The organism is Acidithiobacillus sp., from assembly GCF_027322205.1.
Taxonomy (GTDB): domain Bacteria; phylum Pseudomonadota; class Gammaproteobacteria; order Acidithiobacillales; family Acidithiobacillaceae; genus Acidithiobacillus.
On the sequence record NZ_DAHVHY010000040.1, the window covers coordinates 1 to 19,346 of the forward strand.

A 19,346-nucleotide genomic window follows, 5' to 3' on the forward strand; every position below is an offset into this window, starting at 1 on the left:
CGGTTTATGCCGCCTACGCCGAGCCCGATGCGGACTTCGACGTTCTCGCCGCCGAGCAGGCACGTCTGGAAGCCATTGTCGCCGCCAGTGATGGCCATCAGGCCGAGCAACAGATGGAAGTGGCTGCCGACGCCCTGCGTCTCGCCCCCTGGGACGCTCTGGTCGGCCCCTTGTCCGGTGGTGAAAAGCGCCGTATTGCACTCTGCCGCCTGCTCATCAGCCGTCCCGACATGCTCCTTCTCGACGAGCCCACCAACCATCTGGACGCCGAATCCGTAGACTGGCTGGAGCAGTATTTGCAACGCTTCTCCGGTACCGTAGTTGCCGTTACCCATGACCGTTACTTTCTTGATAATGCCGCCGAGTGGATTCTGGAACTGGATCGCGGCCGCGGCTTCCCTTACAAGGGCAATTACTCCGCTTGGCTGGAGCAGAAGGAAAAGCGCCTGGAACAGGAGGCCCGCACCGAGGTCTCGCGCCTCAAGGCCATGCAACACGAGCTGGAATGGGTGCGGCAGAACGCCAAAGGTGGGCAGAGCAAAAGTAAGGCCCGTATGGCCCGCTTTGAAGAATTGAGTTCTTACGAATATCAGACCCGTAATGAAGCCCAGGAGATTTTCATCCCGGTGGCGGAACGTCTCGGCAATGAAGTGATTGAATTTCGTGACGTGACCAAGGGCTTCGGCGACAAGCTGCTGTTTGAAAATCTCAGTTTCAAAGTGCCGCCGGGCGCCATTGTCGGCGTTATCGGCCCCAATGGCGCCGGTAAGTCCACCTTTTTCCGCATGATTGTGGGTCAGGAAACGCCGGATGGCGGCGAAGTCGTCCTTGGCTCCACGGTCAAACTGGCCTATGTCGACCAGTCCCGCGACGCACTGGCCGCGAAGAACAACGTCTGGGAAGAGGTCTCCGGTGGGCTGGACATCCTTACCGTTGGCAAGTTCGAGATCCAGTCCCGCGCCTATTGCGGTCGCTTCAACTTCAAGGGAGCCGACCAGCAAAAGTTGGTGGGACAGCTATCGGGTGGTGAGCGCGGCCGCCTGCATCTGGCCAAAACACTGATCGCGGGTGGTAACGTCCTGCTTCTGGATGAACCCTCCAACGACCTCGACGTGGAAACCCTGCGCGCGTTGGAAGACGCCCTGCTGGAGTTCGCTGGCAGCATTATGGTCATCTCTCATGACCGCTGGTTCCTGGATCGTATCGCGACGCATATCATCGCTTTTGAAGGCGATGCCCATGTGGAGTTCTTTGCGGGCAATTACCATGAGTATGAAGCCGACAAAAAACGTCGCCTGGGTGAGGAGGGTGCCCGGCCTCATCGTCTGCGTTATAAGCCGATTGTGCGCTAAGGCTTTTTGTTTCGAGTCCCGAAAATGCGGCCCGGTGCCTTGACTTTCGTGCAGCATCTCCTTATCTTCTCAGCCCTTAAGAATTATCCGCAGGAATTGTCTCATGAAGCGTACTTTTCAGCCCAGCGTCGTTCACCGTAAACGGACCCACGGTTTCCGTGCCCGCATGGCCACCAAATCCGGTCGTCTTGTACTCAAGCGGCGCCGTGCCAAGGGCCGTCAGCGTCTCTGCCCGTAAGCCATGAACCCGGCGCCGGTGCATCCTCATCGTTTTACCCGCGAGGATCGCCTCCGCCAGAAGGCGGCCATTCAGCGCACCCTCAAGCAGGGGCGCAAGAAGGTCTTCCCAGAATTGGTGATCTACGCCCTGCGCAACGAACTGCCGCACCCCCGTCTGGGTTTGGCGGTGAGTCGCAAGGTGGGCAATGCCGTGGTCCGCAACCGCATCAAGCGACGCTTGCGCGAAGCCTTTCGGCTGCAGACCATGCGCGCGCAGGGGCGGGATGTGTTGGTGGTAGCGCGAGCGGGTGCCCGGCAACTCAGCATGCGGGCCATGGGCGTCTACTTCCAGCAGACGCTGGAGAGGGTATGAGCGCACGGCGCGCGGCCGTCGTTGTGGTGCGCGGCTATCAGTATGTCATCAGCCCCATGCTTGGACACCACTGCCGCTTTTACCCGACCTGTTCCGAATATACCTGTCAGGCCATTGAACGCTATGGCATCGCCAAAGGTTCCTGGCTAGGCATCAAACGCATCAGCCGCTGCCATCCCTGGCACTCCGGTGGTGTTGATCCCGTTCCTTAAAACGCCTTGGGGCCTCATGGATAATCAGAAGACCATCCTCGCCGTTGCACTTGCCATAGTCGTTTTCCTGCTGTTTCAGGCCTGGCAGGAACAGAATGCGCCAAAACCGGTTGCGCCGACTGCCGTCCGCCAAAGCGTCACGGCCCCCGGCACGCCAACACCCGCTACGGTCAGTTCACCAGCGGCAGTGACACCGATGGTCGCGCCGGTCGGTACCAGTCTCCAGCCAGCGACAGGACCCACGGTGCCTTTCCAGACGCGGGTGTTCACTGGCCAGATCAACCTGAATGGCGGCGATATTCAAAACCTGGGTCTGCGCCATTATCCGCGGGCCGTGGACAACCCATCGCCCTATCCCATCCTCGACACCACACCGGCGAAGCTCACCGTACAGCAGAGCGGTTTTGTCAGCAGCGATGGACAGACCCTGGTTGCCCGGTTTGCCGCCCCTGCCGTTCAGAGCGCCGACAGCCAGCCCCTCACCCTCACCGGCCAGGCTGGCCCTCTGACTGTCGAAAAAACGTGGACGTTCCAGCCCGACAGCTATGTGGTGGAAGAGCACATCACCATCACCAATAACGGATCCACGGCGTGGGATGGCAGCTATTTTGACCAGATTCTGCGTAATGATCGCGCTGAAAGTCACATGTTTATGTCGATTTTCACCGGCGCGGTGCTCATGCACCAGGGCAACTTCAGCGAAGTGAGTTTCGGCGATATCCACGATCATCCGGAGTTGAAGTCCGGCCCCGGCTGGGCGGGGATGATGGATCACTACTTCCTCACCGCTATTCTGCCCTCTGAACATGCCCAAACCCAGGTTTATGCGCGCCCATCGGGTACCGATTATGTCGCCGGGGTGAGCACCCCGCTGCCGGCCCTGGCGCCAGGCCAGAGCACCACCATCACCCAGCAGATCTTCCTCGGGCCGAAAAAGCAGCAAACCCTGGCCGCCATGGGACGCGGCCTGGAGCAGACCGTGGACTACGGTTGGTTCTCCGTCATCGCCGAGCCTATGCATGTGGTGCTGACCTGGTTCCATGGACTGGTCGGCAACTGGGGGCTGGCGATTATCCTGTTGGTCATAGTGGTCAAATCCATCTTCTTCTATCCCTCAGCCATCAGTTACCGCTCCATGGCCAATATGCGCAAGTTGCAGCCCAAACTGGAGAAATTGAAGAAGGAGGTCGGTGATGACCGCCAGAAGCTGGGCGCGGCCATGATGGAGTTGTACCGCAGCGAGAAGGTCAACCCCATGGCGGGCTGTCTGCCCATTGTGCTGCAGATGCCTTTCTTCATCGCCCTGTACTGGGTGTTGGTGGAGAGTGTCTCGCTGCGGCAGGCACCCTTCATCCTCTGGATTCATGATCTGGCCATACCCGATCCTTACTACATCCTGCCCCTGCTCATGGGCGTGTCCATGTTCTTCCAGCAGCGCCTCAATCCAGCGCCGGTGGACCCCATGCAGAAGCGTATCATGTCGGCACTGCCGGTGATCTTCGCGGTATTCTTCTCCTTTTTCCCGGCGGGTCTGGTACTGTACTGGCTGACCAACAACGTGGTCTCCATCGGCCAGCAGTACCTGATCACCCGCCATATCATGGCGGTCAAGGACTAGGGTGGAGCCTCCGTGTTGAGTTAAAGCCTTGGATTATCAGCAGGGAGACACCATTGTGGCGATTGCCACGCCGCCGGGAGAAGGCGGCATCGGTATTTTGCGCCTCTCTGGACCACTGGCCCTGGCCATCGCGACGGCGCTCTGCGGCGGAGCAAAAGTAAAATCGCTGGCACCCCGCCATGCCCATTTTCGCCGCTTTCACGCCCGCGACGGTAGTATTATCGATCATGGCATCGTCCTCTATTTTCCCGCCCCCCACAGCTACACCGGCGAAACCGTCGTGGAACTTCAGGGCCATGGCAGCCCGCTGGCCCTCGCCAGCCTGCTCACCGAGGTCATCGCTCTGGGCGCACGGACGGCGCGTGCCGGCGAGTTCAGTGAGCGGGCCTTTCTCAATGGTCGTCTTGATCTTGCCCAGGCCGAAGCGGTTGCCGACCTCATCCATGCCCGCAGCGACGCCCAGGCACGCGCCGCAGCGGCGAGCCTGGAGGGTGCCTTCTCGCAGGCGGTCGATGGCATCCATGGCCAGCTCCTGCAACTCCTCGCCCTCGCCGAGGCCGGACTGGATTTCAGTGAAGAAGACCTCGGCGATGCCCACGAACAGGCTATCACCGATGGCCTGATGCGGCTGGAAGGCCAGATTGCCTATCTGCTCAGGCAAGCACAACAAGGCGCCCGACTCGCCCGCGGCGGTCGGGTAGTGCTCGCCGGACGACCCAACGTCGGCAAATCCAGCCTGATGAACGCCCTCGCCCGACGCGAATCGGCCATCGTCACCGCCATCCCCGGCACCACCCGCGACCTGCTCCGCGAAGAAATCGTCCTCGACGGCCTGCCGGTGGAGCTCATCGACACCGCCGGACTGCGCGAGGCGACGGATGCCGTGGAGGCGGAAGGCATCGCCCGCGCCCGCAACATACTGCACAGTGCGCAACTGATCCTGCTGGTGGCCGATGCGAGCACGGGATGGCAGGCGGAGGATGAAGCCATCCTGCGTGACCTGCCGGAAGGACCGCGCCTGATCCTCTGGAACAAGCTGGATCTGATTTCTGCCCCGCCCATCGCTCCCATCGGTGAGCAGGGCATCGCCCTCTCTGCCCAAACCGGCGCCGGCCTCGATACTTTGCGCCGCAGCTTGATTGAAGCCCTCGGCGTGCAGGGCGACAGTTGTCCCTTCAGCGCCCGCCGTCGCCATGTCGAAGCACTGGAGCACTGCCTGCAGGACATTCACGCCGCACGCGATATACATCGCCTGGGAGACTCCCCTGAACTGGTCGCTCAGTCTCTGCGTGAAGCCGCTGTGGCGTTGGCCAGTATCACCGGCCGTATCGGTGTGGAAGATATTCTCGGCGAGATTTTTTCCCGCTTTTGTATCGGGAAGTGAGGCGGAACAGCGAAAATATCCGGCATGGCATCTGCACGTAAGATCGGCATGACCGGGAAGCGCCAGGCAGAGCAAATAAGATGTTTGTATAATTCAGAAAAAACTTAACTTATTTGTAAAGGAGCGCTATCCTGCGGAATGGACTCCATATTCTCGACAGAAAATAAAATACTGGCAGGCTTTAGCCTGGCCGTTTTAGCGCTTGTTCTGGTGGGGGCGCTGGCCTTTCGCACTGCGACTGGCTATGTCCGGGCCTCTTATTGGGTGGAGCATACCCAGACGGTACTACAGAGCCTTGACCGCTGCTGGGCGCTGATCAATGAGGCAGAAACTGCGCAGCGCGGCTATCTCCTTACCGGCAATTCGTTCTATCTCCAGGAACGTCAGGCGGCAATCCAGCGCTTTCAGACGACACTGGATGATTTGCCGAACAAAGTGACGGACAATCCACTCGAAGAGCATCGGGCGGTGGCGCTACGGCAGCAGTCACAAAGGCGCTTGCAGATTCTTGATAATGTTCTTGACGCTTACGAAAAACAGGGCCTTCCGGCGGCCCGGGCGATGCTTGGTGCGGGCGAAGGGATCGCCGAAATGGCAGCGGTGCATGATCTGGTCGAGAAGATGCGTGCGACCGAAAGCGGTCTGCTCAAGAAACGCACCGGGGCGGCCCAAGAGGCGGGTGAGGCAACGTTGTGGGCCATCGGAATCACGATTGTCCTGCTGATTGCCCTGCTTACCGGGCTTTTTTGGCAAATTAGAAAGGAGGGGCGTGAACGTCGCGCAGCGGAAAGAGGACTGGAAGAATCCCTGTGCATTGAAAGCAGTCAAGGACAAATTCTTGCCCTCTTTAGTGGTTCCAGTTTTGGGTTGACGGAGATCCTTCAACAAGTTCTGAGCATTCTGGCGGAGAATCATCCCTTCCCGGTCTCTGCATTTTATCGCTATGATGAATGGCAAGGTCACTTTGTTCTGGCCGCACACCGGGGTACCGATAGACGACTGGCAAGCAGTTTCCAGCGTGGAGAGGGTGTCCTGGGCGAGGCGGCTGTGTCAGACCATCTGCAACGCTTGAGACAACCCAGTGACAGCTCCGGGTTTCTGGTGGACGCGGGGGTCTGTCAGTTTCGACCTGCAGAGATCGCCATGGTGCCGATCCATTATCAGGAGCAGCGATTCGGGGTGCTGGTGGTGGCTTCGCTACAAGCCCTAAGCGAGAGGAAAATCGCCTTCTTGGATAAGCTTTCCCTAGAGATAGGTGCGGCCCTCAACCACATCGCTCAGAAAGAAAACCAGCAAATCATGGCTGTTGAATTGCGTAAACAAAGCGAAGCATTGCTGGAGAGGAATCAGTTGTTGCGCATGGCAGATCAGGCCAAGTCCGATTTTCTGGCCAACATGTCCCATGAGTTGCGTACCCCCCTCAATGCCATTATTGGTTTTTCCGAGTTATTGAAGGACGGCATCATGGGTGATCTTAGTCCCGAACAAAAAGATGCCACCAGGGATATTTTTGAAAGCGGCCGGCATCTCCTTTCTCTCATCAACGATATCCTGGACCTCTCTAAAGTGGAGGCAGGCATGATGAAGCTGGAGTTGGAAGCGGCGAACCTCCACGATTTGCTCCAGGGTTCTTTGGGTATTGTCCGGGAAAAGGCAGCCGCTCACCAGATTCGGCTTAACCTCGAAGTGGAACCAGACTTTCCTCCCGTTTACCTGGACGCGCGCAAGACCAAGCAGATTTTGTACAATCTGCTGTCCAACGCCGTGAAATTTACTCCCGATGGAGGTCAGGTAATGCTCTGCGGGCGTAGCAGAAGCGATCTGTCCGGCCCTGAATATGCCGCCTATCCCGACTGGTTGGAAATCAGTGTAGCCGATACGGGCATCGGTATTGCGAAAAAAGATCAGGAACGGCTTTTTAAGCCCTTTGTCCAGGCTGACAGTGGTTTGGATCGCCGCTACGAAGGTACTGGCCTCGGTCTTTCCCTCGTCAAACGTCTGGCAGAACTGCACGGTGGGCGAGTGACCATGGAGAGTACGCTTGGGGAGGGTTCCACTTTTCATGTCTGGCTTCCCTGGCGAGAGGAGGTCGTTCTTGCAGAGGCGGATCCCGCGAAGGCGGTTTTCGCCTCCGAAACAAATCGCTCCGCTTTGGTGATAGAGCATGACGACGCCACAGCGACCCTCCTGCAAGGTTACTTGAGAGACGACGGATTTCGCGTGCGTCGGGCTCGCGACCCTGTTAGCGCTTTAGATATGGCATGTGAAGAACGTCCAGATCTCATCATTCTGGAGATGAATCCGCCAGGCAGGGACGGCTGGGATTTTTTAGCGGCCCAGCACCGGGATGATCGTCTGGCTACCATCCCGTTGGTAATTACCAGTATGGATTCAGAGCAGGGTTCAGGCTTCTTCCTCGGAAGTGTTCAAATCCTGCAGAAACCCATTGAAATTGAACGTCTGGAAAAAATCCTGCAAAAACTCGGTTTTGTGGTGACGAGGCAGAATCGTCCCGTGATCCTGGTGGTTGATGATGATGCGCGGGCGGTGGCGATCATTAATCGCCAGTTGAGCAACGGCGGTTACGAGGTCATCAGTGCCTATGGCGGGCGGGATGCCGTGACCATGGCAGAACATCTTCATCCCGATCTTATCCTGCTGGATTTGATGATGCCGGAATTCAGCGGCTTTGACGTAGTGGACGCGCTGCAGCGAAAACCAAGCATGGCGGCCATCCCGGTTTTGGTTTTGACGGCCAAAATAATTACGCCAGAGGATCGCCGTCGCTTGAATGGGCATATCCTGAAAATTATGGAGAAGGCGGGTTTCAGGCGCGATCAATTCCTCGGAGAGGTGCGCCGCGCACTGAGCACTGCCCATTCTCGCCAAGGGGAAGAGATTGCCTAAGCGAATTTTGATCGTTGAAGACAATATGATTAACTACAAGCTTGCAGGTATTGTCTTGCGCAAGGCCGGTTATGAGATTCTGCATGCGGGTGATGCAGAACAGGGTATTGCCATTGCTCGTGCCGAGTACCCCGACCTCGTTCTCATGGACATTCATCTGCCGGGCATGGATGGACTTACAGCGATCCGCATCCTGAAGGAAGATCCCGCGACGCGGAGGATCCCTATCCTGGCCCTGACGGCCTTGGCCATGAAAGGGGATGAGGAAAGCATTGTTGCCGCTGGCTGCGATGCCTATCTGAGTAAGCCGATAGGTCATCAGACGCTTATAGAGGTTGTGGGTCGTTTTCTTTAGTTGCAGGAGGAAGCCGATGCCTGAACAGCGTTCCATGATTCTGGTAGTGGATGATGAAGGGAGTAGCCGTCGTCTGCTCACGGCTTTATTGCAGAATGATGGTTATGAGACGCTGGCGGCATCCAGCGCTCAGGAGGCGTTGGAGCGGCTTCAGGATCGCCGACCGGATTTGATACTCACCGACGGTATGATGCCTCAGATCAGCGGCTTTGAACTGGCGGCACGGCTCAAAGCAGACTCCCGCTATGCCAATTTACCCATCATCATCGTCACGGCCTTCGACGACCGCGAAACGCGTTTGCATGCCTTGGAGGCCGGAGTGGATGATTTCCTTGGCAAGCCGATAGATCGAGCGGAGTTGCGCGTGCGGGTACGCAATATTCTACGGCTCAAGGAATACAGTGATCGCATCCAGCGGAATAATGAGACTTTGGAAATCACCGTCCGGCAGCGCACGGCCCAGTTGCACGATAGCTATTTGCAGACGATCAATGTTCTTCTGCGCGCTGCTGAGAAAAAGGACGAAGAAACCGGTGCCCATATTCAGCGCATCGCCTATTACTGTAAGGAATTGGCACAACAACTGGGCATGGGGACAGATTTTGCTGATCTCATTTTTGTGGCGAGCCCTATGCACGATGTAGGAAAGATCGGGATTCCCGATCATGTTCTGCTAAAACCCGGTTCTTTGGATGCTGCTGAATGGGTTATTATGCGTACGCACACCATACTCGGCGCCAATATTATTGGCCAACACAATGTCTCCCCAGAATTACAGATGGGATGGGAAATCGCTCTGGGTCATCACGAACGATGGGACGGAAGTGGCTATCCTTTCGGCAGAAAAGGCGACGAGATCCCGCTACCAGCGAGGATGATGGTATTGGCGGACATTTATGATGCCTTACGAAGTCGGCGTCCTTATAAGGAACCGCTGGATCATGAAAGAGCGGTGGACATTATCTTAAAAGGAGATGGACGAGTTAAGCCGGAGCATTTCGATCCTGATATTTTGGCGGCGTTTCCTCGCGCAGCCTCCACTTTTGCAGAGTGTTACGCCGCACTAACCGATTGTGACATTTCTAATGTGTAACCCGTGAGTGCGGTCAATGCATACCGCGTGCAAAACCGATGGTCACCATGATCAGCATGGTCACGATGTAGATACGCAAGCCCCAGAAGGCTATCTGAATACCTCCCCGAATCGGCGCACGGGCCAGGGGCCTGGGTTCCTGATGGATCTCTTCTTCCAGAAACGCCAGAAATTCCGGGGTCACCTCGGAACGAAAGTCTTCTTTGGGATGCATGCAAAACGCCTCAGGCGGATGGGAAGACGACGGTATAGCCGTAAATGGCATTGGCGAGGATGAGGAAACCAACGATGGCGAATGCCGACCAATTCTGCCAGCGCCGATTCACGTAGGTTCCCATGATCTCGCGATCATTGAGCAGCATGAGCAGAAACAGCATGGCCGCCGGCATGAATATGGAAGCGATCACCTGCACGGTCAGATTCAAAAACCCCAGGGGGATGTGGGGAATCAGCACCACCATAGCCGCCATGCCGGCGCTCAAAATGCCGGACAGATAAAAGGGCAAGGCCCGTTGCGGTTTAAGATTCAGACTCCGGGGCAGCTTGAGTGCCTCCCCCACCGCCCAGGAGGTGCTCGCCGTAATGGCAATGGCCGCAATCAGCCCGGACTCGACGAGGCCCAGCGCGAACAGCGCGGTTCCGACACTGCCGAGGCTGCTCTGCCGTAACAGGTGGAGGATCGCGTGGATGTTGAACTGGGCGGCATTGGTGTGCCCATACGCCAGGGTACCCGTCAAGATGACGATGGCAATGGCGATGATCCCCATGGAAAGGCTTCCGAAGGCGGTATCGGCCTGACCGCTGGGGATGTCATTGACCGTCAGTCCCTTATCCACGACCGAGGATTGCTGAAAAAAGAGCATCCACGGCGCGATCGTTGTTCCGAGATTGGCAAGTATGACGTAGGTAAAGGCACCTACCGCAGTCCCCACCGGGATGTGCCAGTTGCCGACCGCCGCAATAACCTGACCCCAGTCGGGATGCGCCGCGATAGCCAGGGGCACGAAAACGACATTGCCCGCGGCGATCCACAATGCCAACCGCTCCCAGGTGTGGTAATGCAAAAAGATCATGGTCGCTGCGACAAATATCCAGGCCAGCGTGACCGACAGGACCGGCGGCACGGAGAACACGCTCATGCCCACACGGATGCCGATAAACTCCGTCACCAGCGTCAGAATGTTCGCTACCGTCAGATCCAGCAGGGAAAACACCCCCCAGAAAGCGCCATAACGCCCCCAGATCATCTCGGCATGACCCCGATGGGTCACTGCGCCAAGACGTACGGTCATCTCCTGCACCACATAGGCTACCGGGATCATCAGCAACAGGAAGGGAATAAAAAAACCGATACCGTACATCGCCCCAGTCTGGGCGTAGGTGATGACGCCGCCGGCATCGTTGTCAGCGATCATCACCAGGATGCCTGGCCCGATCAGACTCAGAAACAGCAGGAGTCGCCGCCACCAGGAGGGATGATGGCGGAGCTGATAGATCCGCCAGCGATCCTTGATGCGCTCCCGCACTTCCTCGGGTAATTGCTGCAACACATCCGCTTCGCTGGGTGTCGCGTGAAGTTCGGGTGCCGTCGGCATCAATCCCCTCCTGAATAGTACGTGAAAGACAGTCGCAATCAGCCCGTGAACAAGAAAATCTTCGGTATGGATGGTGATATGGGCCGGCACGACATCGGTCAGGCCGAGATCGTTGGCGGCGATCATGCTGTCTATCAGTCGGTGCTCAGCGTGTCAATTGCTCCAGTTCCGCAGCCAGCGTCAGATAGCGCTGAGCGTCACGCAGCCCGGTGATGAAGCGACGGGGAATTCCCTCCAGACCCACCTGGGCGCCCACGAGCGCACCCGTCAACATCGCGCGGGACATATTTTGTCCGCCCCCGTTGATGGCGTGCAGTACGGCTGATTCATAATCTTCCCGGAAACGACTGGCCAGGTAGTAAGCCGCAGGCAGTTGGTGGTAAATGGCGCAGGGCATGCCGTAAACCAGGCTTACCTTCCAGGCGGGTTCAATGACGATGTCGGGATCCGCGGCGGCCAGCGCGGCGTATCCTGCCGTGAGCAAGGCGTCGGGCGACGTGAACTGGCCTGCCTGTATCCTTTCGGTGCCCTGCGGCGGTGGCTGCAAGTGGCCTTGGGTAACCATGTGGAATGGTAGTGCTCCGCTGCGCACCTGCGCCATGAGCATGGCGCCAATCTGCGGCGTCAATGAAGCGCCGGAGACCAACTGGGCCAGAACGGCGTTGAAGGCGACGCTCATGGCGACGATGGCCGGATCATGCTGGGTCAGGATGATGTTGCTGCACACCGCCTCCGCCATTTTTCTCGGCTGCAGGGCATAAAAGGCAGCGATGGCAATGGCGCGTTCGGCACCCTCCGTCGTGTCCGCGTCCCCGGCGCATTCTCCCCATGGGCGATGCTTTGGCACGCGCTTACGCCAGGCCTCCCGAATGGATTGATTGGTGTAGCCCCCCGGTCCCTGCATGGGCGTGCCGTCCAAGTGCGGGAACAGTTCCGTATCCAGCCGACGGGTGAAATCGTCCTCCTCATAACCCGCGCAGTGCACCAACGACTCCATCAGCATGACCAGCAGCAGCCCGGTTTGCGAGATATCGCCGGCAAGCAGGCCGCTGTGATAACGGTCGGGGCGCGGCGTGAGATAATCGGTAATCCAGGGGCCACATTCCCGCCGCAATTCGGCAAGGTCGTAGTACCAATGACACCCCAAAGCCAGCGCATCACCAATCAGGGCGCCCATCACGGCACCCGCTACGCGTTGCATGCTTCACCTCCTCCCGCCCATACCACAATGGGCATCCCGTGTTCCGAGAAAATGGCAGCCGGAACCGCCCCGCTGAAAGTATCCAACTAGTTTAGCCCGTCCTACACCCATTATTTGAGTGCAGGACGGGTTTTGTGTCTTCCATCCCAGTCCCATTATAGCGGCTCACGGCAAGGAGGGTGGACCGTCTCATCTCTGCGCCTGCCCACCGGTATGAGGGCAATCTACTGCTCATGACGCTATCCGACCGTCTCCAGGTCGCCAGCAGGCCCTTTATAGTGTTGGTCAGTGGCGTGGAGCCAAGGTCGGAGTTTCTGAGCGATGGCCTAAGTGCTTGAGTTGCCATGTAAACATGAATCCTGTCCGGGCTGGATCCTGGCGACAATCTTCTCCTGGTCATCCTAGTCGGCGGCACGGGGACCGGTAAAACCCATCTGGCGCTGGCTCTCGGCCATGCCGCCATCTATCAAGGCCGACGGGTGCGCTGGTTCAATGTTGTCGATCTCGTCAACCAACTGGAACAGGAAAAGATCCATGGCCACAGTGGTCGCATGGTAAAAATCTTGTTGAACATGGACCTCGTCGTCCTTGATGAGCTGGGCTACTTGCCCTTCTCTGAGTCCGGCGGCGCCTTGCTCTTCCATCTGATCAGCAAACTCTACGAACAGACCGCGCTGATCGTCACCACCAATCTGTCCTTCGGGGAATGGGTCCAGGTCTTTAGCGATGCCAAAATGACCACCGCACTGCTCGACCGCCTCACCCATCACTGCGACATTCTCGAAACCGGAAACGACTCCTACCGATACAAAAAACGGTGCAGTCTCCCCCTCTAACCCTGTTCAAATTTCGGACGCTGACACCTGCTCAAATTTGGACGCTGTTTGACAGTGGTTCGGATTGTTGCAGGTTGTCGGTTGGCGCAGGGAACGATTCCCCCCAATGTCCCCCGCGGGCAATAAAAAAGCACCCAGACATTCTCCTAAGTGCTTGATTTATTTGGTGGCGCTTCAGGGACTCGAACCCCGGACACGCGGATTATGATTCCGCTGCTCTAACCAGCTGAGCTAAAGCGCCGTGAGGCGCAAATTAAAACGTTAACCTGCGTCGCTGTCAAGGGCGCCGGTGCGACTGTCGCCCATTTATCGTCAGCGCAGCAGCCGACGGCTGAGCAGGCGCCACGCAAATCCATAGGCCACCAGGGTGTACAACAGCAAAACGCCCGCGTGGTACAACACCTCATGGGGTAGATGCCCGGTCAGCAGTGGTCGCAGCAGCGCCACCGCATGGGTCAGGGGTAGCACCTGCGCGAGTTGCTGGGCAAAGGGCGGCAGCGAATGGAGGGGATAGAAAACGCCACAAAAGAGAAACATGGGCGTCACCGCCAGGGTAAAATAATACATGAAGAAATCATAACTGCGCGCCAGTGCCGTCATGACCAGCGCCAGCCCGCCAAAGCTCAGCCCCGCCAGCAGAATGACCGGCAACGCCAGGAACACCCAGGGACCCTGTATGGCGCCAAAAAAGCTGGCGACGATGATGATAGCCACGGCGCTGATCAAGCCTTTCACGGCGCACCAAAGTACTTCGCCAGCGAGAATGTCGCTGACCCGCAAGGGCGTGGCCAGCATGGCCGCGTAAGTGCGTTGAGCGCTCATCCGGGCAAAAGCGGAGTAAAGCCCTTCGAAGCTGGCCGTATTCATCACGCTGCTGGCGACAATGCCGGAGGCGATAAAGGTAATGTAGGGCATCCCGTCCATACGCCCGATGAAGTGCCCCAAACCATACCCCAGCGCCAGCAGGTAAAGCAGCGGGTCGCCAAAGTTGCCGAGCATGCTCGGCACCAGCAGCTTGCGCCAGACGCCGAAGTTGCGCTGCAAGACGGCCAGCGCACCGGGTCCTGGCAAGGCTTCGCCCATCGGCATTATTCGCTCTCCTCTCGCAGATCGCGTCCGGTCAGGTGCAGAAATACGTCCTCCAGGCTGGCGGGACGCTGCAGCCAGCGATAGGCCGGATCTTCGGCAAAGTGGGTCAGCAGCGGGCTCAGATCCGCCCCATAGCAGATCAGGGTATCGCCCACGCGCTCACTGGCACTCACCCACTGGCGATGCAGGTCCTGCGGATCCGGCAGCGCACCATCCATCCGGCGCAGTTCGACGACGCCCCCAGGGATATGGGTGGCGATCAGGCCGCGCGGACTGTCTTCTGCCAGAATCTGGCCATGGTCGATGATCCCGACCCGGTCTGCCAGACGTTCCGCTTCATCCATGTAATGTGTGGTCAGGAGCAGGGTCGTGCCCTGTCGCCGTAGTTCGCGCAGACGCTGCCAGATGAGATGACGGGCCTGGGGGTCGAGGCCGGTGGTGGGCTCGTCCAGCAGCAGCAATTTGGGGGCGTTAATCAGGGCACGGGCGATGGTCAGGCGGCGTTGCATACCGCCTGACAGCGAGTGGATCGGTTGCGCGGCATAGCCGCTGAGGGCCATAAACTCCAGCAACTCGGCGCTGCGCTGGCGGATCAGTGCTTTCGGCAGGCCGAAGTAGCGACCGTAGGTCCAGAGGTTTTCCTGCACGGTAAAATCGGGATCCAGGTTGTCCGTTTGCGGCACCACCCCCATGTCTGCCCGCGCCGCACGCCCCATTTCTGCGAGCACCCGACCACCGATGCGAATCTCTCCGCCATCGGTTGGTGTCAGCCCCTGGATCGCCCGCACCGTGGTGCTCTTGCCCGCCCCATTGGGGCCGACCAGGGCAAAACACTCCCCGACGGCAACGACGAAGTCTACTCCGCGCAGCACCTCGCGTCCGCCGTAATGCTTATGCAGCGCACGTAGTTCAAGAAAGGCTAGATTCACGACAGGGGCCACTGACTCCTATCTCGGTTACTTGGTCACTGAGGGACTGTAATAGCGCCGCTTGCATGGCGTCGAACTGACCATGAAAGAAGTGATCCGCGGGAAGCAAAATCTTTCTGGGCTGAACGGGCAGGGTGTCGACCCAATTTTCTACGCTGGCGGCGGGTACCAGTTCGTCCAGTTCGCCTTGAATCAGTGTCCACGGGCAAGCAGGTGCCAGCAATGTGTCGAAATCAAAGAGATTGATGGGCGGGGCAACGGTCAGCAGACGGCTGATGCGGGGATGACGGTGTGCGCTGCGATAGGCCACATAGGCTCCGAAGGAGAATCCGGCCAGCCAGATATCGAAGCCGGGGCGGCGCTCTTGTATCCAGTCGAGCACCGCCAGACAATCTTCGGTTTCGCCACGACCATCATCATAGACACCGGCACTCTCTCCCACTCCGCGAAAATTGAAGCGCAGCGAGGGGATACCCAATTGATTGCAGGTTTTGCTCAGATAATACACGACCTTATTGTTCAACGTGCCGCCATAAAGCGGGTGCGGATGGAGAATAACCGCTACTGCACCGCGCGTCTCTTTGTCGGGGCACGCCGTGATACCCTCCAGCACACCCGCCGGACCCGGAATGATAACTCGCTGGCCTACACATTCCAGGCCAGCGAGTTCGCCACCATCATAAAGATGACTGCGATCAATGGGCAGCATCAGATTCGCAGCCTTTCGACGGGCACGCCGTCGCGCAGGTGGGAGTCGACGATTTCGCGCACATCATCGGCGTCTACATAGGTGTACCAGACGGTATCGGGGTAAACGACGGCAACCGGCCCCTCGCTACACCGTCCCAGACAACCGCAACGGTTCACGCGAACCTGATTTTCGCCGTGGATACCGAGGGCTTTGGTGTGCTTCTTGGCCATGTGAAACATTTCTTCGGCGAGGCCGCTGTTATTGCAGGCCTGCTCGCCATCGTTGCGCTGATTCAGGCAAAAAAACATATGCCGTTGATAAAAAGCCTCTTCCATAAGCGTTGACCCCCTCTCCATACAAGGACATTATACGCGAAATAGCCTTTACTGACAGTGCGCGGAGATGCCATGTTCAGCGATCAAGTCATCGCCAATATCGATAATGCCTTGCGTACCCTGACCGGACAGCAGATTGGCAGTGATCGACCGTATCCGGCCAGGGATGTTCCCGACGCACTCCTGCGTCCCTGGGAACGACAGCGTGCCGGACGCATGATGCGGGTCAACCATGCGGGTGAGATCATGGCACAGGCTCTTTATACGGGTCAGGCGACCGGCACGAATGACCCTGCTCTGCGTGAGCAGCTACAGCAGGCCCGTATGGAGGAGGAAGACCATCTACGCTGGTGTGAAGCGCGCCTGCGGGAACTCAACAGTCGCCCAAGCCTGCTCGCCCCGCTCTGGTACAGCACTGGCTGGAGCATGGGCTTTCTGGCCGCCCGTCGTGGTCGTGCCAGCAATCTCGGTCTGGTCGTCGCGGTGGAAAATCAGGTGGAAGAACATCTCAACAGCCATCTGGATGAGCTTCCGGCCGATGATGACCGCAGTCGCGCCATTGTGGCGCAGATGCGGGACGACGAAGTCGGGCACGCCGAAAAAGCGGAGGCGCTGGGCGCGGAAAAACTCCCTATGCCGGTACGTATGGTTATGGGAGTTTTTTCCAAGGTCCTGACGCGGGGGGCGCTCTGGATTTGACGGTTTAGGAGAGGTCTTTGCTGGGTGTCCGGACTGGGCGCATATTCAACTCCATACCCGGCAGGTGAATGCGGTAGCGTCCGGCACGTACGGCCTCGGCCATGCTGCCAATGGTCTGCTTGCTGAGTAGGCCGACCACCTCGGCCTTGAGTGGCTTCCATTGCGTATGCACGGGGCAGGCCGTCTCATCGGCGCAAGCCTTGAGGCCCAACACGCAGCCTTGACCAAAAGGCTGTCCTTCGACAATTTCCACCACTTCCAGGATATTCAGTTGCTCTGCGCCGGGGCGCATCACAAAACCGCCGCCGCGCCCCTTGAAGGAATCCAGCACCCCCCGTTTGGCGAGGTCCTGCAGGATTTTCGCCAGATATTGAGCGGGAACATGCAGATAATCGGAGATGTCCCGGCTCAGTACCGATTCTCCGGGCGGCTGGGCGGCCAGATAAATCAGGGCCTGCAAGGCATATTCGCTGGTTTTACTTAGTAGCATAACGGCATCCTCAGCCTTCTTCTCGAACTTCATAGTCATGGGTGATCACTGCGGTTTTGCCCAGCATGATGCTGGCCGAGCAATATTTTTCCGCGGACAGATCAATGGCGTGAGCCACCCGCTTGGGGTCGAGCGCCTTGCCGGACACCACAAAATGCAGATGAATCTCGGTGAATACTTTGGGCTCCTGATCCGCACGCCGGGCACTTATTTCCACGACACAGTCGCGGATATCTTGCCGTGACTTCTGGAGGATCATCACCACATCAATGCTGGAACAGCCGCCCAGACCCATTAACAGGAGTTCCATGGGGCGCGGCCCGAGATTGCGCCCGCCAATCTCGACGGAACCGTCCATGACCAGGGCGTGACCACTATCGGCCTCGGCGACAAAGCTCATCTGCTCAGGACCCATCCACTGTACACGTGCCTTCACAAATCACTCCCTATTCCCGGAAATCACAGATTCCCATTTAATGACAATCAACTAGCCGTGTAAACCGCGTTTAATCAAAAAACAGACGTTCCAGGGCCTCTCCCGGTTGTGCGGCGCGCATGAATGCCTCGCCGACGAGAAAAGCACCCACCCTCGCTGCGCGCAATGTTGCTACTTCTTCGCGGCAGTGAATGCCACTTTCGGTGACCACTATCCGCCCTTCGGGAATCTCCGGCAGCAGTTGCAGCGTGGTTTCAATCGTAGTGACAAAGCGCCGCAGGTTCCGGTTATTGACGCCGATCAGGGGCGTGCGCAACTTCAATGCCCGCTGTAACTCGGCCATATCATGCACCTCCACCAGTACCGCTAGATCGAGGCACTGCGCGGTGGCTTCCAGTCTCTGTAGCTCGGCATCGCTCAGGGCCGCGGCGATGAGCAGAATAGCATCGGCCCCGATGGCGCGTGCCTCCCAGACCTGATAGGGATCAATACAGAAATCCTTGCGCAATACCGGCAGTGTGCAAGCCTCGCGGGCGGCAGTCAGATAGAGGTCAGCACCCTGGAAATAGTGCGCATCGGTCAGGACCGACAGGCAGGCCGCCCCATGGGTCGCGTAATCCTGGGCAATGGTCACCGGGTTGAAGTCCTCGCGGATAACTCCCGCCGACGGCGATGCCTTCTTGATTTCGGCGATCACGGCGGCTTGTCCTTGGGCTATTTTGGCCTGAATGGCGCCGATGAAGTCGCGGGGCGGCGCCGCCAGGGCCACCGCCGCCCGCAACTCCGGGAGACCCAGACGAGTCTGGCGCTCCACTAACTCCTCTCGCTTGCGGGCAATAATTTTTTGAAGTATGTCGGTCATGTCCTATCCCTGTGGAGTCCTGCCCAGCAATGCCTGCCACTTGTCCCAGGCGGCGCCGGAATTGAGCACAGCCTGGGCGACTACCACGCCGACAGCCATATCGGGGACCACGTCTGCCGCATAGAGTGCGGCTCCGGCATTGAGCAGGACCACGTCGCGACGCGGGCCGGGGCGATTCTGTAATACCTCTTCTGCCGCCGCCAGCGCCGCCGCCACACTGTCGATTTGCAGGGTCGACAGCGGTGCTCGCGACAACCCGAAATCCTCCGGCTGAATCCGGCCGCGGCTGATCACGCCGTCTTTTAATTCAGCCATATCCGTTGGCCCGGACAGGCTGATCTCGTCCAAGCCATCATGGCCGTGGACCACCAGGACATGGCGCGATCCCAGTTCCCGCGCCGCCTCCGCCAGAGGGATCAGCCAGCGTTCGGCATAAACGCCGAGCACCTGATGCGGTGCCCCCGCCGGATTGCTCAATGGCCCCATGAGGTTGAAGAGAGAGCGGATGGCGAGTTCCTTGCGCGGGCCGGCGGCGTAACGCATGGCGCCATGGTGGGCTGGGGCAAAAAGAAAGCCGATGCCGATGCGCTCAATGCTTTTGGCGACGTCTTCGGGGCTCATGTCCATGGGCAGACCCGCGGCTTCCAGCACATCGGCGCTGCCGCTGCGG

Annotated in this window: 21 protein-coding genes, 1 tRNA gene and 1 pseudogene; 11 read left to right on the forward strand and 12 right to left on the reverse strand. The window is 58.5% G+C overall.

The window, feature by feature from the left end:
* From ettA to M7F93_RS07490, 9 genes are all read left to right on the forward strand, one after another.
* Positions 1-1,352, forward strand: a 1,352-nt coding sequence (gene ettA / locus M7F93_RS07450) for an energy-dependent translational throttle protein EttA (protein WP_298171428.1), incomplete at its 5' end; no start/stop codon positions are given.
* Between the two features lie 103 nt (positions 1,353-1,455).
* A complete protein-coding gene (gene rpmH / locus M7F93_RS07455) occupies positions 1,456-1,590 on the forward strand; it encodes a 50S ribosomal protein L34 (protein WP_009560916.1) in 135 nt (44 codons plus the stop codon).
* Positions 1,591-1,593: 3 nt separating this feature from the next.
* Positions 1,594-1,944 (forward strand): ribonuclease P protein component, encoded by a 351-nt coding sequence (gene rnpA / locus M7F93_RS07460; protein ID WP_298171430.1) that lies wholly within the window; start codon positions 1,594-1,596, stop codon positions 1,942-1,944.
* Complete coding sequence (gene yidD, locus M7F93_RS07465; RefSeq protein ID WP_298171432.1) at positions 1,941-2,156, forward strand: membrane protein insertion efficiency factor YidD; 216 nt, start codon at positions 1,941-1,943, stop codon at positions 2,154-2,156. The genes rnpA and yidD overlap by 4 nt, the downstream gene beginning before the upstream one ends.
* Before the next feature lie 16 nt (positions 2,157-2,172).
* Positions 2,173-3,774 (forward strand): membrane protein insertase YidC, encoded by a 1,602-nt coding sequence (yidC, locus tag M7F93_RS07470; protein ID WP_298171434.1) that lies wholly within the window; start codon positions 2,173-2,175, stop codon positions 3,772-3,774.
* A gap of 55 nt (positions 3,775-3,829) precedes the next feature.
* Positions 3,830-5,158 carry a tRNA uridine-5-carboxymethylaminomethyl(34) synthesis GTPase MnmE gene (mnmE, locus tag M7F93_RS07475; protein ID WP_298171437.1) on the forward strand — a complete coding sequence of 443 codons (1,329 nt, stop codon included), beginning with the start codon at positions 3,830-3,832 and terminating at the stop codon, positions 5,156-5,158.
* A 138-nt stretch (positions 5,159-5,296) separates the two neighbouring features.
* Entirely contained in the window at positions 5,297-8,065 is a 2,769-nt protein-coding gene (locus M7F93_RS07480; RefSeq protein ID WP_298171440.1) for a response regulator, read from the forward strand.
* Positions 8,058-8,420, forward strand: a complete 363-nt coding sequence (locus tag M7F93_RS07485) for a response regulator (RefSeq protein ID WP_298171443.1) — start codon at positions 8,058-8,060, stop codon at positions 8,418-8,420. The genes M7F93_RS07480 and M7F93_RS07485 overlap by 8 nt, the downstream gene beginning before the upstream one ends.
* Positions 8,421-8,436: 16 nt before the next feature.
* A complete protein-coding gene (locus tag M7F93_RS07490; protein ID WP_298171446.1) occupies positions 8,437-9,513 on the forward strand; it encodes an HD-GYP domain-containing protein in 1,077 nt (358 codons plus the stop codon).
* 13 nt (positions 9,514-9,526) lie between these two features.
* Here M7F93_RS07490 and M7F93_RS07495 read toward each other — a convergent pair whose 3' ends face one another.
* The 3 genes from M7F93_RS07495 to M7F93_RS07505 all read right to left on the reverse strand — a co-directional run bounded on the left by M7F93_RS07495 (position 9,527) and on the right by M7F93_RS07505 (position 12,309).
* Complete coding sequence (locus M7F93_RS07495) at positions 9,527-9,727, reverse strand: hypothetical protein (RefSeq protein WP_298171448.1); 201 nt, start codon at positions 9,725-9,727, stop codon at positions 9,527-9,529.
* Between the two features lie 10 nt (positions 9,728-9,737).
* On the reverse strand, positions 9,738-11,108 hold the full coding sequence (locus M7F93_RS07500; RefSeq protein WP_366144730.1) for an NRAMP family divalent metal transporter: 1,371 nt from the start codon (positions 11,106-11,108) through the stop codon (positions 9,738-9,740).
* A gap of 145 nt (positions 11,109-11,253) precedes the next feature.
* Positions 11,254-12,309 (reverse strand): ADP-ribosylglycohydrolase family protein, encoded by a 1,056-nt coding sequence (locus M7F93_RS07505; RefSeq protein WP_298171451.1) that lies wholly within the window; start codon positions 12,307-12,309, stop codon positions 11,254-11,256.
* A gap of 395 nt (positions 12,310-12,704) precedes the next feature.
* Here M7F93_RS07505 and M7F93_RS07510 point away from each other — a divergent pair.
* Positions 12,705-13,145: pseudogene (locus M7F93_RS07510) on the forward strand (ATP-binding protein); the annotation flags it as partial.
* Positions 13,146-13,309: 164 nt separating this feature from the next.
* Here M7F93_RS07510 and M7F93_RS07515 read toward each other — a convergent pair.
* From M7F93_RS07515 to M7F93_RS07535, 5 genes are all read right to left on the reverse strand, one after another.
* A tRNA-Met gene (locus M7F93_RS07515) sits at positions 13,310-13,386 on the reverse strand.
* 71 nt (positions 13,387-13,457) lie between these two features.
* Positions 13,458-14,234 carry an ABC transporter permease gene (locus M7F93_RS07520; protein ID WP_298171455.1) on the reverse strand — a complete coding sequence of 259 codons (777 nt, stop codon included), beginning with the start codon at positions 14,232-14,234 and terminating at the stop codon, positions 13,458-13,460.
* Complete coding sequence (locus tag M7F93_RS07525; RefSeq protein WP_298171457.1) at positions 14,234-15,175, reverse strand: ATP-binding cassette domain-containing protein; 942 nt, start codon at positions 15,173-15,175, stop codon at positions 14,234-14,236. Before M7F93_RS07525 ends, M7F93_RS07520 begins: the two co-directional genes overlap by 1 nt.
* A complete protein-coding gene (locus M7F93_RS07530) occupies positions 15,144-15,872 on the reverse strand; it encodes an alpha/beta hydrolase (RefSeq protein WP_298171460.1) in 729 nt (242 codons plus the stop codon). The genes M7F93_RS07525 and M7F93_RS07530 overlap by 32 nt, the downstream gene beginning before the upstream one ends.
* Positions 15,872-16,189, reverse strand: coding sequence for a (2Fe-2S) ferredoxin domain-containing protein (locus M7F93_RS07535; RefSeq protein ID WP_298171463.1), 318 nt, complete (start codon positions 16,187-16,189; stop codon positions 15,872-15,874). Before M7F93_RS07535 ends, M7F93_RS07530 begins: the two co-directional genes overlap by 1 nt.
* Before the next feature lie 72 nt (positions 16,190-16,261).
* Between M7F93_RS07535 and coq7 the strand changes: the two genes are divergently transcribed.
* On the forward strand, positions 16,262-16,888 hold the full coding sequence (coq7, locus tag M7F93_RS07540) for a 2-polyprenyl-3-methyl-6-methoxy-1,4-benzoquinone monooxygenase (protein WP_298171465.1): 627 nt from the start codon (positions 16,262-16,264) through the stop codon (positions 16,886-16,888).
* Between the two features lie 4 nt (positions 16,889-16,892).
* On the opposite strand, the gene M7F93_RS07545 is transcribed toward coq7, so the two are convergent.
* The 4 genes from M7F93_RS07545 to trpD form a co-directional block, all read right to left on the reverse strand.
* Positions 16,893-17,378 (reverse strand): RrF2 family transcriptional regulator, encoded by a 486-nt coding sequence (locus M7F93_RS07545; protein ID WP_298171467.1) that lies wholly within the window; start codon positions 17,376-17,378, stop codon positions 16,893-16,895.
* A 10-nt stretch (positions 17,379-17,388) separates the two neighbouring features.
* A complete protein-coding gene (locus M7F93_RS07550; protein ID WP_298171469.1) occupies positions 17,389-17,814 on the reverse strand; it encodes an OsmC family protein in 426 nt (141 codons plus the stop codon).
* 70 nt (positions 17,815-17,884) lie between these two features.
* Positions 17,885-18,676, reverse strand: coding sequence for an indole-3-glycerol phosphate synthase TrpC (trpC, locus tag M7F93_RS07555; RefSeq protein ID WP_298171471.1), 792 nt, complete (start codon positions 18,674-18,676; stop codon positions 17,885-17,887).
* Between the two features lie 3 nt (positions 18,677-18,679).
* The coding region (trpD, locus tag M7F93_RS07560) for an anthranilate phosphoribosyltransferase (RefSeq protein WP_298171473.1) at positions 18,680-19,346 on the reverse strand (667 nt) is incomplete at its 5' end.

Excerpts from the sequence above, each read along its gene's own strand:
- rpmH (WP_009560916.1), top strand. The coding sequence starts at position 1,456 with ATGAAGCGTACTTTTCAGCCCAGCGTCGTTCACCGTAAACGGACCCAC.
- rnpA (WP_298171430.1), top strand. The coding sequence starts at position 1,594 with ATGAACCCGGCGCCGGTGCATCCTCATCGTTTTACCCGCGAGGATCGC.
- yidD (WP_298171432.1), top strand. The coding sequence starts at position 1,941 with ATGAGCGCACGGCGCGCGGCCGTCGTTGTGGTGCGCGGCTATCAGTAT.
- yidC (WP_298171434.1), top strand. The coding sequence starts at position 2,173 with ATGGATAATCAGAAGACCATCCTCGCCGTTGCACTTGCCATAGTCGTT.
- M7F93_RS07480 (WP_298171440.1), top strand. The coding sequence starts at position 5,297 with ATGGACTCCATATTCTCGACAGAAAATAAAATACTGGCAGGCTTTAGC.
- M7F93_RS07490 (WP_298171446.1), top strand. The coding sequence starts at position 8,437 with ATGCCTGAACAGCGTTCCATGATTCTGGTAGTGGATGATGAAGGGAGT.
- M7F93_RS07495 (WP_298171448.1), bottom strand. The coding sequence starts at position 9,727 with ATGCATCCCAAAGAAGACTTTCGTTCCGAGGTGACCCCGGAATTTCTG.
- M7F93_RS07500 (WP_366144730.1), bottom strand. The coding sequence starts at position 11,108 with ATGCCGACGGCACCCGAACTTCACGCGACACCCAGCGAAGCGGATGTG.
- M7F93_RS07505 (WP_298171451.1), bottom strand. The coding sequence starts at position 12,309 with ATGCAACGCGTAGCGGGTGCCGTGATGGGCGCCCTGATTGGTGATGCG.
- M7F93_RS07520 (WP_298171455.1), bottom strand. The coding sequence starts at position 14,234 with ATGCCGATGGGCGAAGCCTTGCCAGGACCCGGTGCGCTGGCCGTCTTG.
- M7F93_RS07530 (WP_298171460.1), bottom strand. The coding sequence starts at position 15,872 with ATGCTGCCCATTGATCGCAGTCATCTTTATGATGGTGGCGAACTCGCT.
- M7F93_RS07535 (WP_298171463.1), bottom strand. The coding sequence starts at position 16,189 with ATGGAAGAGGCTTTTTATCAACGGCATATGTTTTTTTGCCTGAATCAG.
- coq7 (WP_298171465.1), top strand. The coding sequence starts at position 16,262 with ATGTTCAGCGATCAAGTCATCGCCAATATCGATAATGCCTTGCGTACC.
- M7F93_RS07545 (WP_298171467.1), bottom strand. The coding sequence starts at position 17,378 with ATGCTACTAAGTAAAACCAGCGAATATGCCTTGCAGGCCCTGATTTAT.
- trpC (WP_298171471.1), bottom strand. The coding sequence starts at position 18,676 with ATGACCGACATACTTCAAAAAATTATTGCCCGCAAGCGAGAGGAGTTA.